The sequence below is a fragment of the Streptomyces sp. NPDC041940 genome (assembly GCF_055589465.1).
Genome location: NZ_JBVJBP010000033.1, coordinates 1 through 15,931 on the forward strand (window position 1 = coordinate 1; position 15,931 = coordinate 15,931).

Genomic DNA, 15,931 nt, shown 5'->3' on the forward strand with positions numbered 1-15,931 from the left:
GGGAGAGGGGGGGGGGGGGGGAGGTGGGGGGGGGGGGGGAAGGGGAGGGGGGGGGGGGGGGGGGGCGCGCCCCCCCCCCCCCCCCTCCCCCCCTCCCCCCCCCCCCCCCCCCCCCCGCTGCGGGCGTGCGAGTCCAGTCGGTTCTAGTGGGCGGAGCCCGCGGTGGCGGGCGGGAGTTCGACCTGGACCCCCGGGTCGCCCGCGTCGGCCGTGTAGTCCTCCGGCTTGGTCTCGTCGACGCCGTCGGGGGCCTTGAGGGCCTTCAGGGCGAAGGTGAGGACCACGGTGACCACCACGTTCAGGACGAACGCCGTGAGGCCGATGTAGCCGATCTCACCGATGCCGGGGATCTCCTTCGAGGAGCCGCCGAAGTGCTTCTGGGTCGGCGAGGCGACCCCGTACGCGGCGGCCGTGCCGTAGATCATGCCGACCGCCCAGCCCGCGAGCAGCGCCCAGCGGTGGAACCAGCGAGTGAACAGGCCGCCGACCAGGGCCGGGAAGGTCTGCAGGATCCAGATGCCGCCGAGCAGCTGGAAGTTGATGGCGACGGTCTTGTCCATGGTGAGGACGAAGGCCAGCGCGCCCACCTTCACCAGCAGGGAGACCAGCTTGGAGACCTTGGTCTCCTGCGCCGGAGTGGCGTCCGGCTTGATGAAGTCCTTGTAGATGTTGCGGGTGAAGAGGTTCGCGGCCGCGATGGACATGATGGCCGCCGGTACGAGCGCTCCGATGCCGATCGCCGCGAAGGCCACGCCGGCGAACCAGTCCGGGAACATCGTCTCGAACAGCTGCGGGATCGCCAGCTGCCCGTTCTGCACCTTGATCCCGGCCGCGATCGCCATGAAGCCGAGCAGCGCGAGCAGACCCAGCATCAGCGAGTACAGCGGCAGGATCGTGGTGTTGCGGCGGATCACCTCACGGCTGCGCGAGGACAGCGTCGCCGTGATCGAGTGCGGGTACATGAACAGCGCGAGCGCCGAGCCGAGCGCCAGCGTGGCGTACGTCCACTGCCCCGCCTCGGCCGGGACCAGGGCCCCGCGCGGCGCACCCGTCGCCGGGTTGGTCTGGCTGTACGCGTCGCCCGCCCTGGCGAAGATCTCGTCGAAGCCGCCCAGCTTGATCGGGATGTAGATGATCGCCACCGCGATGACGATGTAGATCAGGGTGTCCTTGACGAAGGCGATCAGGGCGGGGGCACGCAGGCCCGAGGAGTACGTGTAGGCCGCCAGCACGCCGAACGCGATCAGCAGCGGCAGGTCCTTGATGAACCAGTTGGTGTCCTCGCCGCCGCCGACGCCCATCACGTCCAGCACGGCCTGGATGCCGACGAGCTGGAGCGCGATGTACGGCATGGTCGCGAGGATGCCGGTGACGGCCACGGCGAGCGACAGGCCCTTGGAGCCGAAGCGGCCGCGCACGAAGTCGGACGTCGTCACATACCCGTGCTTGTGGGAGACCGACCACAGGCGGGGGAGGAAGGTGAAGATCAGCGGGTAGACCAGGATCGTGTACGGCACCGCGAAGAAGCCGGCCGCGCCCGCCGCGTAGATCGCCGCCGGTACGGCCACGAAGGTGTACGCCGTGTACAGGTCGCCGCCGAGCAGGAACCAGGTGACCCAGGTGCCGAACGACCGGCCGCCCAGGCCCCACTCGTCGAGGCTGTTCTCGTTCTCGGCCTTACGCCACCGTGAGGCCAGGAAGCCCATGACCGTGACGAGCAGGAAGAAGAAGATGAAGACGGCGAGCGCGACGCCGTTCACGCCGTCTTTCACCGCGCACCTTCCTTACGGGCGCGCTGGTCACGCTGCCACAGCTTGTACGCCGTCATCGTCAGCGCGGTGGAGATGAGCACCCACGCCATCTGGTACCAGTAGAAGAACGGGATGCCGATGAAGGCCGGGTCGGTCTTGGCGTACGAGCCGACCCACAGCATGGCCACGAAGGGCGCTACGAGGCAGAGGGCGATGACGACCCGCATCGGCGTCACCACCGGACCTCTACTGGCTTCTGGGGCTTGCGACATCGAGCGGCTCCGTCCCCTGAGTGATCACCTGTGTAATGCGCAGGCAATCTAGGTCAGGGTGCGGCGGGAACGGAACCCCTCGTCCGCAATGCGGTACCCAATAGAAACCCGGGCCCACCAGCGGTACGCGGCGCGCCCTACTCGACGGGCCGCTTCAGCCGTGCCACGAACTTGTACCGGTCCCCCCGGTACACCGACCGCACCCACTCCACCGGCTGTCCCTCCCGGTCCAGCGAGTGCCGGGACAGCATCAGCATCGGCAGGCCCACGTCCGTGCCGAGCAGGCCGGCCTCGCGCGGGGTGGCCAGCGAGGTCTCGATGGTCTCCTCGGCCTCCGCGAGATGGACGTCGTAGACCTCGGCGAGCGCGGTGTACAGGGACGTGTACTTCACCAGCGACCGCCGCAGCGCCGGGAAGCGCTTGGCGGAGAGATGGGTGGTCTCGATGGCCATCGGCTCGCCGTTGGCCATGCGCAGCCGCTCGATGCGCAGCACGCGTCCGCCGGGCGCGATGTCGAGCAGGACGGCGAGGCGGTCGTCGGCGGTGATGTAGCCGATGTCCAGCAGCTGCGAGGTGGGTTCGAGGCCCTGGGCGCGCATGTCCTCGGTGTACGAGGTCAGTTGCAGCGCCTGGGAGACCTTCGGCTTGGCGACGAACGTGCCCTTGCCCTGGATGCGCTCCAGGCGCCCTTCGACGACCAGCTCCTGAAGCGCCTGGCGCACCGTCGTGCGTGAGGTGTCGAACTCCGCGGCCAGCGTGCGCTCGGGCGGTACCGGCGTGCCGGGCGCCTGCGTGTCCGTCATGTCGAGCAGGTGCTTCTTCAGGCGGTAGTACTTGGGCACGCGTGCGGTACGGACGGGCGCCCCGCTCTCGTTCTCCGCACTGCTGACGTCGGTGCTCATGCTCCGCCTTCCCGGCTCGGTCCGCCGACACGATCCCACTTGTATACCGTCGGCGCCGCTTTTGGTCTAGTCCACCACGTCCAGTGGTCTACCCGAAGTATGGCGTGTGCAGTCGGCTTTTCGCTGGCTTATTACTTAAAGGACCCTGTATATGTAGGTCGCATAACGGCTGGTCAGAGCCTTATCGGGACTCTTGACAGGCCTCCTGGTCCGGGCCAAGCTCCTCCCTACTGGTCTACACCAATGGTCCAGGCTGAGGAGGGTGGCGTGAAGCGCAAGCTGATATCCGCGATCGGTATCGCGGGCATGATGGTCTCCATCGCGGCGTGCGGGGGCGAGGGCGGTGGTTCGGACAAGGGCGGCGCGGACGCCAAGGAGCTGACCGTCTGGCTCACCGTCGACGCCCAGAACAACTGGCCGCAGCTGGTGAAGGCCGCCGACGCCGCGGTCAAGAAGAAGCACCCCGGCCTCAAGATCAACCACGAGTACTACGGCTGGCCCGACAAGAACGCCAAGCTCGACGCCGTCCTCGCCACCGACAAGGCCCCCGACGTGGTCGAGATGGGCAACACCGAGATGCTCGGCTACATGGTCAAGGGCGCCTTCGCTCCCCTGGACCCGGCGAAGTTCGACAACTCCGACGCCTGGCTGGACGGCCTCAAGTCCTCGGTCACCTACGAGGACAAGACCTACGGCGTCCCGTACTACGCCGGCGGCCGCGTCGCCAACTGGCGCAAGGACATCGCGGCTTCGGTCGGGGTGAAGACGCCCCCCAAGACCTACAAGGAACTGACCTCCGCCCTGGACAAGATCCAGAAGAAGGAGGGCGGCAAGTACAACGCCTGGTACCAGCCCACCCGCGACTGGTACGCGGCCATGTCCTTCGTCTACGACGCCGGCGGCGCCATCGCCACCGAGTCGGGCGGCCAGTGGAAGGCCTCTCTCTCCTCGCCCGAGTCCCTCAAGGGCCTGACGGAGTTCAAGAACGTCGTCGACTCCTACATGCACGGCGACAAGACCAAGGACGAGTCCGACCGCTACATCGTCTACGGCCAGGGCAAGTCCGCCATGATCTTCGCCGCCGCCTGGGAGGGCGCGACCGCCGAGGACCCGAAGAACGACAAGTCCGGCAAGCTCAAGGGCAACCTCGAGAACTTCGTGATGCCCGGCCCGTCCGGCAAGAACATGCCCGTCTTCCTGGGCGGCTCCGACCTCGCCGTGCCGGTGAAGTCCGACGCGCAGGACCTGGCCGCCGAGTGGATCAACGCCTACACCGGCTCCTCCGGGCAGAAGGGCCTGATGGCCAAGGGCAATCTGCCCAACAACAAGACCGACCTCGCGACCCTGAAGAACGACCCGGCGACGGCGGTCCCCGCCACCGCGGCCGAGTCCAACTGGTTCGTCCCGATGGCCCCCGGCTGGGGCCAGGTCGAGAAGGCGCAGATCCTGCAGACCATGCTGCAGAGCATCGGCACCGGCAAGAAGTCCGTCGAGGCCGCCGCCAAGGACGCGGACGCCGCGATCGACAAGGTCATCAACACGAAGTGACCTACGGGCGGGGCTCCCTCACCGGGCGGAGCCCCGCCGTCGCCAGACCTGAGGGAGCGCCGAGGAGCACGCGATGAGTGCCGCAGACACCACCACCCCCGCCAAGGTGCCGCCACCGCGGCAGGCACCACCACCCCCTGCCGACGATCTGCCACGGGTGAAGCGGCCGTCGGGCGGGGCCACGGCCCCCTGGCTGCTGCTCGCGCCCTGCCTGCTGATCCTCGCCCTGGTCATGGGCTATCCGCTGGCCCGTCTTGTCACCCTGTCCTTCCAGAAGTTCGGGCAGTCCCAGCTGTGGGGCTTCCAGCCGGCCGAGTCGGTCGGGTTCGACAACTTCGCCAAGGTGCTGGGCGACGGCGAGTTCTGGGCCGTCGTCCTGCGCACCGTCGTCTTCGCGGCCGGAGCCGTCGTCTTCACGATGGTGATCGGCATGGCGCTCGCCCTGCTGCTCCAGCGGGTCTCCGGCTGGCTGAAGGTCCTCATCAACATCGTGCTGGTGGCGAGCTGGGGCATGCCGGTGATCGTGGCGACCACGGTCTTCAAATGGCTCTTCGACTCGGACTACGGCGTCTTCAACGCGCTGCTCAGCAAGCTTCCCGGCGTCGACATGATCGGCCACAACTGGTTCGCGAGCGGCCCCGAGGGCCTGGCCGTGATCATGCTGCTGGTGATCTGGGGAGCCGTGCCGTTCGTGGTGATCACGCTCAGTGCCGGTCTCACCCAGGTCCCGAAGGAACTGGAGGAGGCCGCCCGCCTGGACGGCGCCGGCTCCTGGGGTGTCTTCCGCTATGTCACCCTGCCCGTCCTCAAGCCGATCATCGTGATGCTCACGACCCTGTCGGTCATCTGGGACATGGGCGTCTTCCCGCAGGTGTTCGTCATGCGCAACGGCCACCCCGAGCCGGAGTTCCAGGTCCTCAACACCTACTCCTACGACCGGGCGTTCGTGGTCAACGACTACGCGCAGGGCTCGGCCATCGCGCTGATCACCGTCCTGCTGCTGCTCGGCGTGGTCGCCGTCTACATGCGGCAGATGCTGAAGATCGGAGAGGTCGAATGAGCACACTCAACACGCTCAGCGCGCCCGCCGGAGCCGGTCGCCGCAAGTCGCGGCTCGGCTGGAACCTCCTCGGCCTCCTGGTCTTCTTCGTCGCCGGCTTCCCGCTCTACTGGATGCTCAACACGGCGTTCAAGCCCGCCAAGGACGCCATCGACCCCGACCCGAGCCTGCTGCCCACCGGCCTCACCTTCGCCAACTTCGGCCGGGCGCTGGACATCGCCGACTTCTGGGGCCCGGTGGGCCGGAGCCTCGTGGTGTCGCTGGCAGTCGTCGTCATCGGCATGGTCGTCGGGCTGCTGGCCGCGCTCGCCATCTCCCGGTTCGCCTTCCGCGGCCGGAAGATCGTGATCGTGGGCATCCTGGCGGTCCAGATGGTCCCGCTGGTCGCCATGATCATCCCGGTGTTCCTGCTGCTCAACGACCTGGGCCAGTACGACCGGCTGACCGGCCTCATCATCACGTACCTGACCTTCGTCCTCCCGTTCACGGTGTGGACCCTGCGCGGCTTCATCGTCAACATCCCGAAGGAACTGGAGGAAGCGGCCATGGTCGACGGCTGCTCCCGCACCGGCGCCTTCCTCCGGGTCGTCTTCCCGCTCCTGGCCCCCGGCATGGTCGCCACCTCGGTCTACGGCTTCATCCAGGCCTGGAACGAGTACCTCTACGCCCTGATGCTGCTCAGCCAGAAGAACCAGACCGCGACCGTCTGGCTCGGCAACTTCACCACCAAGCACGGCACCGAATACGCCCCGATGATGGCCGGCGCCACGATGATGGCCGTGCCCATCGTCGCCCTCTTCCTCCTCGTCCAGCGCAAGATGGCCGCGGGCCTGACCGCGGGCGCCGTGAAGGGATGACCCCACCCGATGACGACACTCGCCAGCGGTGCCGACACGCTCACGCGTGACGCCCTGACGGTTCTCCAGCCCGGCTTCACCGGCACCACCGCCCCCGACTGGCTGCTGCGCCGGCTCGGCGAGGGCCTCGCCTCCGTCGGCCTGTTCGGCCGCAACATCGCCTCCCCCGGCCAACTGGCCGCGCTCACCGCGCAGCTGCGGGCCGAGCGCGACGACGTCCTGGTCGCGATCGACGAGGAGGGCGGTGACGTGACCCGCCTGGAGGTGCGGTCCGGCTCCTCCTTCCCGGGCAACCACGCGCTCGGCGCGGTCGACGACGTCGAGCTGACGCGAGCCGTCGCCCACGAACTGGGCCGCCGCCTCGCCTCCTGCGGCGTGAATCTCAACTGGGCCCCCTCCGCCGATGTGAACTCCAACCCGTCCAACCCGGTCATCGGCGTCCGCTCCTTCGGCGCCGACACGGCCCTGGCCGCCCGGCACACCGCTGCCTACGTCGACGGCCTCCAGTCCGCCGGAGTCGCCGCCTGCACCAAGCACTTCCCCGGCCACGGCGACACGGCCGTCGACTCCCACCACTCCCTCCCACGCATCGACGTCGCCGCGGACGTGCTCGCCGAGCGCGAACTGTCCCCTTTCCGCGCGGCCATCGCCGCCGGCACCCGGGCCGTGATGAGCGCCCACATCCTGGTCCCGGCCCTGGACCCCGACCACCCGGCCACACTCTCCCGGCGCATCCTGACCGGCCTGCTGCGCGGCGAACTCGGCTACGACGGCCTCATCGTCACCGACGGCATGGAGATGCGGGCCATCGCCGGCACCTACGGCATCGAACGCGGCAGTGTCCTCGCCGTCGCCGCAGGCGCCGACGCGATCTGCGTGGGCGGCGGCCTGGCCGACGACGCGACCGTACTGCGGCTGCGCGACGCCCTGGTCGCGGCGGTACACGCGGGCGAACTCCCGGAGGAACGCCTCGCCGACGCCGCCGACCGGGTACGGGCCCTGGCCCGCTGGACGGGCACGGCAACCTCCTCGCCCGAGGACCCGCACGCCGACGAAGTCGGCCTGCGGGCCGCCCGCCGCGCCCTCACGGTCACCGTCGCCCCGGGCCTGGAGCGCCCGGAGAGCTTCAAGCCCCTCACCGAACCGCCCTACGTCGCCGCCCTCACCCCCGTCGCCAACATCGCGGTCGGCGACGAGACCCCCTGGGGCGTCGCCGCGGAACTCCTCCACCTCCTGCCGGGCACCGTGACCGGCAGCTTCTCCGCCGAGCCCGGCAAGACCGACAAGGGCGGGGAGAGCGCAGGACGGGCGGCCCTTCAGGCTGCCGGCGCACGACGCATCGTCGCCGTCGTCCGCGACGAACACCGCCACCCTTGGATGGCCTCCGCCCTCAGCACCCTGCTGGCGGCCCGGCCCGACACCGTCGTGGTCGAGATGGGCGTCCCTCAGGCCGCCCCGCGCGGCGCCCTGCACATCGCCACCCATGGCGCGGCCCGCGTCTGCGGCCGGGCGGCAGCCGAGGTGATCACCGGGCTCACCGGGATACTGGGGTTGTAAGGCCGCATTCGGATGTAGGAGCTCTTACCAGACCATCGGCTCCATCCAGCGTGGCCGGGGACGACGTACTGGAGGCCGGGGCCCCGCGTCTGCGGCGTGATCCGATCGGCAGGGTCTTTGGTGACAGGGACTCCAGCGACAGGGACTCTGAAGGGCCGGCCCTAGATTCCTTGCCACTCCGGCTTGTTGACGTACGTGTGCCGGAAGTAGTCCGCGAGCTTCAGCTTCGACGCGGCGGCCTCGTCGACGACGACGGTCGCGTGCGGGTGAAGCTGGAGCGCGGACGCGGGGCACACCGCGGCGACCGGCCCCTCCACCGTCGCCGCGACCGCGTCCGCCTTGCCCTCGCCGGTGGCGAGCAGCACCAGGTGCCGGGCCTCCAGGATGGTGCCGATGCCCTGCGTGATCACGTGATGCGGCACCTGCTCGATGTCGCCGTCGAAAAACCGGGCGTTGTCGATCCGGGTCTGCTCGGTCAGCGTCTTGATCCGGGTCCGCGACGCCAGAGACGAGCACGGCTCGTTGAACCCTATGTGCCCGTCGGTCCCGATCCCGAGCAACTGAAGGTCCACGCCCCCGGCGTCCGACAGTGCCTTGTCATACGCCTCGCACGCGCCCTGCACGTCCTCGGCCGCACCGTCCGGGCCCGTGAACTGGCCCATCCCGATCCCCAGCGGCTCCAGCACCTCACGCCGCAGCACCGAGCGGTACGACTCCGGATGGTCGGCGGGCAGTCCCACGTACTCGTCGAGCTGCGCGATCCGCGCCCCCGTGACGTCCACGGCACCGGAGCGCGCCTTGGCCGCCAGCGCCTCGTACACGGGCAGCGGTGTCGAGCCCGTGGCCACGCCGAGCAGCGCCTCGGGCTTGCGCCGGAGCAGCTGGGCCATGGCCTCGGCGATGAGCTCGCCGCCCGCCTTGGCGTCCGGGACGATGACAACTTCCACGCTGGGCCTGCCGATCTGAGAGGAGTGCTCGACTGGGACTGGACCCCCGAGGGGCATGTGGTTTAGACCAATCTAACAGAGCGGGGCCGCCGCTCCCAGGGTGTACGCCCTCGCTCCCGAACGGGCGGCACGACTGTGCCGACCAGGCCTCCACCGGGTGAACAGTGCCGGTCCCGCGGGGGCGTTCTCCGGCCCGGGGGAGTGGAATGGGAGCTGCAGCCGCCCGCGCCACGGAAGGACCCCGCCATGACCGCCGCCGCCACACCGGACCCCCTCAGCGAGCTCCCGGGCCGGACCATGGCCCGGGAGATGACGGAACAGCCGGCCGTCCTGCGCCGGATCCTGGCCGACGGCGCCCCCGCCGTCCGGGACGTGGCACGGCGCATCGCCGCCCGCGCACCCCGCTTCGTCCTGCTGACCGCCCGCGGCACGTCCGACAACGCCGCCCTCTACGCCAAGTACCTTCTGGAGATCCGCCTCGGCCTGCCCTGCGGACTCACCTCGATGTCCACCACCACCGCCTACGGTGCCCGACCCGACCTCACGGACGTCCTCGTCGTCACCGTCAGCCAGTCCGGCGGTTCCCCGGACCTGGTCGCCTCGACCCGGGCCGCCCGCGAGGCCGGAGCGATCACCCTGGCCGTCACCAACAACCCCGACTCACCGCTCGCCGACGTCTCCGAGTACCACATCGACATCATGGCCGGACCGGAGCAGGCGCTCCCCGCGACCAAGACCTACACCGCCTCCCTCCTCGCGCTCTACCTGTTCGTCGAGGGCCTGCGCGGCGGCGACGGCGCGCCCGCGCAGGTCTTGCCTGACCTCGCCGAGCAACTCCTCGCCCGGCAGGACGAGGTGCGCACCCTCGCCGCCCGCTACCGCTTCGCCGAGCGCATGGTGATCACCTCACGCGGCTACGGCTACCCCACGGCCAAAGAGGCCGCCCTCAAGCTGATGGAGACCAGCTACATCCCCGCCCTCTCCTACTCCGGCGCCGATCTGCTGCACGGACCGCTCGCCATGGTCGACAACGTCTCCCCGGTCATCGCCGTGGTCACCGACGGCAAGGGCGGCGAAGCGCTCCAGCCCGTTCTCGACCGGCTGCGCGGCCGCGGCGCCGACCTGGTCGTCATCGGCCCCGGGCACCAGGTCGAGCAGGCGACGGCCGGCTTCGTCCTGCCGACGGACGGGGTGGCCGAAGAGGTCCAGCCCGTCCTGGAGATCATCCCTCTCCAACTCCTCGCCTACGAGGTCACCATCGCCCGCGGCCAGGACCCGGACGCGCCTCGCGCCCTGGCGAAGGTGACGGAGACGCACTGAGCCACGGGGGATTCACGGGCGCCGGGGGAGTGCCCTCGGTCCTGATCACCGTCGCGTGAGCCGGCGCCTCGTCTACGTGAGCGAACCTCCTGTCACATCCACCCAGCTCCCCGTCACCCACCGGCCCCCTTCCGAGACCAGGAACGCCACCACGTCGGCGACCTCGGCGGGCGCGCCCACTCCGCCCAGGGCCGATATCGCCGCGGCCTTCGCCCAGCTGTCGGCGCTTCCGTGGAGCAGCTCGGCCGTGTTGTCCGTGTCGATGAGCCCCGGCGCCACCGAGTTCACCGTGATGCCCCGAGGGCCCAGCACCTTGGACAGGTCCCGTGAGAGGACGTCCAGGGCGCCCTTCGTCATCGCGTACGCCACGTTGTCCGGCATCGCCGCCGTCCGGGCCAGGCCCGACGAGATATTGACGACCCGGCCGCCGTCCCGCAGTCGCGTCATGCCGTGCTTGAGGATGAAGAACGGCGCCTTCACATTGACCGCGAAGACCTGGTCGTACTCCCGCTCGTCCAGTGCCCCGATCGGTCGCGTCCTACCGATCCCGGCGTTGTTCACCAGGATGTCGAGCCCGTCTGCGTGCCGGTCGAACTCCTCCCACAGTGCTTCGGCGTCGCCCGGCACTCCGAGCTCCACGCCCACCGTGAACGCCGAGCCGCCCGCTGCCTCGATCGCCGCGGCCGTCTCCTTTGCCGCCGACTCGCTCCTGCCGTAGTGCACCCCGACCCGCGCGCCGTCGCGCCCCAGCCGCTCGGCGATGCCACGCCCGATGCCCCTGCCCGCCCCCGTGACGAGTGCTGTCCTGCCCGTGAGTACGCCCATGGCCGCGCCCCCTTCGCAATTTCCTAGTGGTCGCTACAGAAATGACCGTACAGCAGCCCGCAGACATTTCTCTAGTGCCCGCTATAAAATGCACCCCATGGTGAACGACGACGCGTCCGCGAAGGCCGGGAAGAGGGGCAGGCCTCGCGGCCGCCCCCGCTCCTTCGATCGCGAGACCGTGCTGGAGAAGGCCCTCCTGGCCTTCTGGGAGCACGGCTACGAGGCCACGTCCGTCTCCGATCTCACCCGCGTCATGGACATCGGCGCCCCCAGCCTCTACGCGGCCTTCGGTGACAAGCGCTCCCTCTTCGAGGAGGTCGTCCGCGTATACGGCACGGGGCACGGCTCGTTCACCGACCGCGCCCTCGCCGAGGAGCCCACCGCCCGGGCCGCCGTCGAGCGCACGCTGCGCGAGGCCGCCGCCGCGTACACGGAACCCGGCCACCCGCACGGCTGCCTCGTCGTCCACGCCGCCACGAACTGCTCGGACGCCGAGGTCGAGCAGTCGCTGCGGGACCGCCGCAACGCCAACGTCGCCGCCTTCGAGAGCCGCATCGAAGCCGATGTCGCCGCCGGCGTGCTGCCCCCGGACATCGACGCCGCCGCCCTGGCCCGTCACGTCGGAGTGTTGATCCAGGGCATGTCACAACAGGCGCGGGACGGGGCGAGCCGGGAGGAACTGGAGGCGGTCGCGAAAATTGCCATGACCATCTGGCCCCGCACAGGAACCCACACGGGTTAGGCTGCGTGGTGGACGTCAGTACGTCCGATTCGCGGGAGACAGAACAACAACGAACAGCCTCCAACGCATGGACACCCCTTAGTGGTCTAGTCCACAATGCGTACGAGGGTGCTTGCGAAGCACGTACAAGCCTCCGTCTTCCCCGCACAGGAGGACGGACCGAGGAACCGAGGCTCTCTGCCCTGACTGCCCCGGGTCCTCATCCTTCGGCCGACCGGGACCGCACACCCCACGGCCGATGCTGCTCCGGGCTGCGGTGCCGGGAGGGTTGAGGGTCCCTCTCAGGCGCCGCGGCCCGCGGGTGTTTCCGGGCCCGTACCGGATCCGAACATTTCAGAGCCGTACAAACCCCCGGGTACGCTCGCACACGTGCCCTCCATGAACGAACTCGTACGCCAGCACACCGCCCTCGACGACACCGATCTCGAGTGGCTGCACCTGCTGGTCTCGGAGTGGCAGTTGCTCTCCGACCTCTCCTTCGCCGACCTGGTCCTGTGGGTCCCCACCAGCGACGGAACCCGGTACGTCTCGGTCGCCCAGATGCGGCCCAACACCGGCCCGACCTCGTACCAGGACGACATGGTGGGCCACCTCGTCCCGCGAGGCCGCCGCCCCATGCTGGATGCCGCGCTCGACGAGGGCCGCATCGTGCGCGAGGGCGACCCCGAGTGGCGCGAAGAGGTCCCCGTCCGGGTCGAGTCGATCCCCGTGCGGCGGGAGGGACGCGTCCTCGGCGTCATCGCGCGCAACACCAACCTCCTCACCGTGCGCACGCCGAGCCGTCTGGAGCTCACCTACCTGCAGAGCGCCTCCGACCTCGCGCAGATGATCGCGGCCGGCTCCTTCCCGTTCGCGAACCAGCAGCTCGACATGGACGCCCTGCCCCGCGTGGGCGACGGTCTGATCCGGCTCGACGCCGACGCCATCGTCCAGTACGCCTCACCGAACGCCCTCTCCGCCTACCACCGCCTCGGCCTCGCCTCCGACCTCGTCGGCCAGCACCTGGGCCGGACCACCGCCGAACTCGCCCCGACCCGGGGCCCGGTGGACGAGGCCCTCGCCAAGGTCGCCAGCGGCTGGGCGCCCCGCGAGTTCGAGATCGAGGCCACTGACGGGGTCATCCAGTTCCGCGCGATCCCCCTCAGCCCCAAGGGCACCCGCATCGGCTCGCTGGTCCTGCTCCGTGACGTCACCGAACTCCGTCGCCGCGAACGCGAGTTGATCACCAAGGACGCGACGATCCGGGAGATCCACCACCGGGTCAAGAACAACCTCCAGACGGTGGCGGCCCTGCTCCGTCTCCAGGCCCGGCGCATCGAGTCCGACCGCGGTCGCGAGGCCCTCGAAGAAGCGGTGCGACGCGTCGGCTCGATTGCGATCGTGCACGAGACACTCTCTCAGAACCTGGACGAGCGCGTCGAGTTCGACGACATCGCCGACCGTGTCCTGGCCATGGTCGCGGAAATCTCCCCGGGCAAGGTCACGGGCCGGCGCACCGGCCGCTTCGGCATTCTCGACGCCGAGGTCGCCACGCCGTTGTCGATGGTGCTGACCGAGGTTCTGCAGAACGCCCTGGAGCACGGCTTCCGTGAGGGCGACACCGGCACGGTCGAGGTGTCGGCGGTTCGTGGCGGCACCACCAAGGAGGCCCGACTGCTGGTCACCGTCCAGGACGATGGCGTCGGCCTGCCGGAGGGCTTCGATCCGCACACCGCGGGCAACCTGGGCCTGCAGATCGTACGGACCCTGGTGGAGGGCGAGTTGGGCGGCACCTTCGACATGGTCCCGGCACCGGAGCGCGGCACCCGCGTGATCCTCGACATCCCGGTGCCGTCCCAGAAGTAGGAAACCGGTCCTCCGGAGAAGGCGCCCTGAACAGCATTGAGCCCCGGGCCACTTGGTGGCCCGGGGCTCAATGCTCGTTGCTGCTTTGCTAAGCGCATCGGGGGAACTGCGCGCTGCGGCTCGGGGGCGGGAGATGCGTACTCGCTGTACGCGCCGCCAAGCTCAGGCTGTCAGCAGGGGTGGGTTGTCAGGCGGAGGCCTGACGAGCCCGGTTGCGGGCGGCGCGGCGCTTCATGGCACGGCGCTCGTCCTCGCTGAGACCACCCCAGACGCCGGAGTCCTGGCCGGACTCGAGCGCCCACTGCAGACACTGCTCCATCACCGGGCAGCGACGGCAGACGGCCTTGGCTTCCTCGATCTGCAGCAGCGCAGGACCGGTGTTGCCGATGGGGAAGAAGAGCTCGGGGTCTTCCTCGCGGCAAACGGCGTTGTGACGCCAGTCCATGGCTGCTACCTCTCCTTGGTATTACGTGCAGGGCTTGCTTGTGAATGTGAACGCTTTCACGAATCCCTCAACAAGTGAAGGGCCGACAGCCAGGTTCCCTGGCGTGGGTCCTGTGAGTTGAAGAGGGATTCTGGTGATCAGTGGAGGCCGGTCTTGCGGGCCGTCCCGATCGCCACGTAGAGACTCGCAAACCTCAGCGGCGGATACAACCCCTTCTGGAAAGTTTTTTTTGATTCTTCGGTGTCGACTAGGTCACAGCCGTACTTCCATGGGGTGGATCCTGGCCTAAACGTTCGAGTGAAAGGACTTTAGCCAGTTCTGCTCACACAATCACACGCAGTGCACGGCGTACGCCTGTGAACGTCACGCTCGTTCGCAGGCCCAGGTGGTCACCGTCCATCTGGAGGGGGAGCGGCACCTTGGAATGCAAGGTGAACTCGGTCAAATCGTGCAGGGAAGTGGCGTGTTTGCCATGGGGTCCGCGCTCGGGGGACGAAGTGAGCAACTGGGTCCCATACCGGGCAACAGCAGCGGTGGACAGACGGCTGAGACCGAAGAGATCGAGGCCGGTATCGAACGAGGCCTTAGGCGCCGCGTAGATCGGGCGATTCCCCAGAAACGTCCATGGCGAGGTGTTCGAGACTATGGACAGCACGAGATCGGTGATCGGGTCCTCGCCGGCCCGCTCCAGCGTGATCATGCCGTGCCGGCGGTTGGTCTCACCGAGGAGCTGGCGCACGACCTGGCGTACGTAAAGGGCGTGTGTGGATTTCCGGCCGCGCTCGCGGTGCTGTTCCACCCGGCCGACCACACCGGCGTCGAAGCCGAGCCCGGCGTTGAAGGTGAACCATCGGGCCGGCACCGTCTCGTCCTCCGTGCCGGGCGTACCCGAGGCCAGGCCCAGGCCGACGGTGCGTTCGCTGCCGTCGCGCAGGGCGTCCAGCAGCGCGCCGGTCGCCTCCACGGCGTCATTGGGCAGACCGAGAGCACGGGCGAAGACATTGGTGGAGCCGCCCGGGACCACGGCGAGGCCGGGGAGGTGCCCCGGGGCGGGGCCGGCGTGCAGAAGGCCGTTGACCACTTCGTTGACCGTGCCGTCGCCGCCGAGGGCGACCACCAGGTCTATGTCCTCGCTGTCCGCCGCCTGCCGGCCCAGGTCGCGCGCGTGGCCGCGGTACTCGGTGGTGACCGCCTCCAGCTTCATCTCGCTGGCGAGCGCGTGGATCAGTACGTCGCGTGTGCGCGCACTGGTGGTGGTTGCCGCCGGATTGACCACGAGAAGTGCACGCATGACTGGCAGCGTACCTACTGGGGGGTACCGGGCCCATACCGAGGTAGGGATCAGGTAAGAGACCAGGGGTGAACCTCGCCACCGGGGGCGCGTACGACGAGGGCTACCCTTCAGGGGTGAGCAGTGAGCAGACCCCCACCACCGAGGAAATCACCGGCCCTCGCCCCCGGCGTCTGACGTACGCCGCGCTGCTGGCCGCGCTGGAGGGGCTCGCCCTGGTCGTCGGCGGCCTCTGGATCCTTGTCCTCGGCCTCACGGGGCATCCGGACGACCGGCAGCAGGCCGTGACCGGGGGCATCACACTGGTCCTGCTCGCGTTGCTGCCGCTGCTCGCCGCCCGCGGGCTGCTTGGCCGCCGCAGCTGGAGCCGCGGTCCTGCCGTCATCACCCAGCTCATGGCGCTGCCGGTGGCCTACAACCTGCTGCAGGCCGACAGCATGGCCATTCCGGCCGGGATCGCCCTCGCGGTCGTGGCCGTCACGGCGCTCGTCCTGCTCGTGAACCCCGAGACGACCCGGGCCCTCGGGATCCGCGGGCCCGGCAATCCCGGAAACGTGGAGAAGTAGCCG

At 69.3% G+C, this 15,931-nt stretch carries 15 protein-coding genes; 8 read left to right on the forward strand and 7 right to left on the reverse strand.

Features of this window, described 5'->3' with window-relative positions:
- Positions 1–143 precede the first annotated feature (143 nt).
- The 3 genes from mctP to ACZ6I3_RS36895 all read right to left on the reverse strand — a co-directional run bounded on the left by mctP (position 144) and on the right by ACZ6I3_RS36895 (position 2,925).
- Entirely contained in the window at positions 144–1,772 is a 1,629-nt protein-coding gene (gene mctP, locus ACZ6I3_RS36885) for a monocarboxylate uptake permease MctP (protein WP_469420714.1), read from the reverse strand.
- Complete coding sequence (locus ACZ6I3_RS36890; RefSeq protein ID WP_382835897.1) at positions 1,769–2,023, reverse strand: DUF3311 domain-containing protein; 255 nt, start codon at positions 2,021–2,023, stop codon at positions 1,769–1,771. Before ACZ6I3_RS36890 ends, mctP begins: the two co-directional genes overlap by 4 nt.
- 137 nt (positions 2,024–2,160) lie before the next feature.
- The gene (locus tag ACZ6I3_RS36895) at positions 2,161–2,925 is read right to left on the reverse strand and encodes a GntR family transcriptional regulator (protein WP_469420715.1); all 765 of its coding nucleotides are present in this window, start codon (positions 2,923–2,925) and stop codon (positions 2,161–2,163) included.
- A gap of 267 nt (positions 2,926–3,192) precedes the next feature.
- On the opposite strand from ACZ6I3_RS36895, the gene ACZ6I3_RS36900 reads away from it, so the two are divergent.
- The 4 genes from ACZ6I3_RS36900 to ACZ6I3_RS36915 all read left to right on the forward strand — a co-directional run bounded on the left by ACZ6I3_RS36900 (position 3,193) and on the right by ACZ6I3_RS36915 (position 7,947).
- The gene (locus ACZ6I3_RS36900; protein ID WP_469420716.1) at positions 3,193–4,473 is read left to right on the forward strand and encodes an extracellular solute-binding protein; all 1,281 of its coding nucleotides are present in this window, start codon (positions 3,193–3,195) and stop codon (positions 4,471–4,473) included.
- 73 nt (positions 4,474–4,546) lie between these two features.
- Complete coding sequence (locus ACZ6I3_RS36905; RefSeq protein WP_469420717.1) at positions 4,547–5,533, forward strand: carbohydrate ABC transporter permease; 987 nt, start codon at positions 4,547–4,549, stop codon at positions 5,531–5,533.
- Positions 5,530–6,390: a carbohydrate ABC transporter permease gene (locus ACZ6I3_RS36910; protein WP_469420718.1), complete on the forward strand. Its 861-nt coding sequence runs from the start codon at positions 5,530–5,532 to the stop codon at positions 6,388–6,390. Before ACZ6I3_RS36905 ends, ACZ6I3_RS36910 begins: the two co-directional genes overlap by 4 nt.
- Before the next feature lie 9 nt (positions 6,391–6,399).
- The gene (locus tag ACZ6I3_RS36915) at positions 6,400–7,947 is read left to right on the forward strand and encodes a glycoside hydrolase family 3 protein (protein WP_469420719.1); all 1,548 of its coding nucleotides are present in this window, start codon (positions 6,400–6,402) and stop codon (positions 7,945–7,947) included.
- 161 nt (positions 7,948–8,108) lie between these two features.
- Here ACZ6I3_RS36915 and nagB read toward each other — a convergent pair whose 3' ends face one another.
- Positions 8,109–8,894 (reverse strand): glucosamine-6-phosphate deaminase, encoded by a 786-nt coding sequence (gene nagB / locus ACZ6I3_RS36920; protein ID WP_469420720.1) that lies wholly within the window; start codon positions 8,892–8,894, stop codon positions 8,109–8,111.
- A gap of 246 nt (positions 8,895–9,140) precedes the next feature.
- Between nagB and ACZ6I3_RS36925 the strand changes: the two genes are divergently transcribed.
- Positions 9,141–10,214 carry an SIS domain-containing protein gene (locus tag ACZ6I3_RS36925; protein WP_469420721.1) on the forward strand — a complete coding sequence of 358 codons (1,074 nt, stop codon included), beginning with the start codon at positions 9,141–9,143 and terminating at the stop codon, positions 10,212–10,214.
- Positions 10,215–10,286: 72 nt separating this feature from the next.
- Here the strand turns inward: ACZ6I3_RS36925 and ACZ6I3_RS36930 are convergent, their stop codons facing one another.
- Positions 10,287–11,039, reverse strand: a complete 753-nt coding sequence (locus ACZ6I3_RS36930; protein WP_469420722.1) for an SDR family oxidoreductase — start codon at positions 11,037–11,039, stop codon at positions 10,287–10,289.
- An 88-nt stretch (positions 11,040–11,127) separates the two neighbouring features.
- Between ACZ6I3_RS36930 and ACZ6I3_RS36935 the strand changes: the two genes are divergently transcribed.
- Entirely contained in the window at positions 11,128–11,781 is a 654-nt protein-coding gene (locus ACZ6I3_RS36935; RefSeq protein ID WP_469420723.1) for a TetR/AcrR family transcriptional regulator, read from the forward strand.
- A gap of 378 nt (positions 11,782–12,159) precedes the next feature.
- On the forward strand, positions 12,160–13,626 hold the full coding sequence (locus ACZ6I3_RS36940; RefSeq protein ID WP_382836010.1) for a sensor histidine kinase: 1,467 nt from the start codon (positions 12,160–12,162) through the stop codon (positions 13,624–13,626).
- Positions 13,627–13,813: 187 nt separating this feature from the next.
- On the opposite strand, the gene ACZ6I3_RS36945 is transcribed toward ACZ6I3_RS36940, so the two are convergent.
- Positions 13,814–14,071, reverse strand: coding sequence for a WhiB family transcriptional regulator (locus ACZ6I3_RS36945; RefSeq protein WP_016639615.1), 258 nt, complete (start codon positions 14,069–14,071; stop codon positions 13,814–13,816).
- A gap of 322 nt (positions 14,072–14,393) precedes the next feature.
- Positions 14,394–15,362, reverse strand: coding sequence for a diacylglycerol/lipid kinase family protein (locus ACZ6I3_RS36950; RefSeq protein ID WP_469420724.1), 969 nt, complete (start codon positions 15,360–15,362; stop codon positions 14,394–14,396).
- A 116-nt stretch (positions 15,363–15,478) separates the two neighbouring features.
- Between ACZ6I3_RS36950 and ACZ6I3_RS36955 the strand changes: the two genes are divergently transcribed.
- A complete protein-coding gene (locus ACZ6I3_RS36955; protein WP_469420725.1) occupies positions 15,479–15,928 on the forward strand; it encodes a hypothetical protein in 450 nt (149 codons plus the stop codon).
- Positions 15,929–15,931 lie beyond the last annotated feature (3 nt).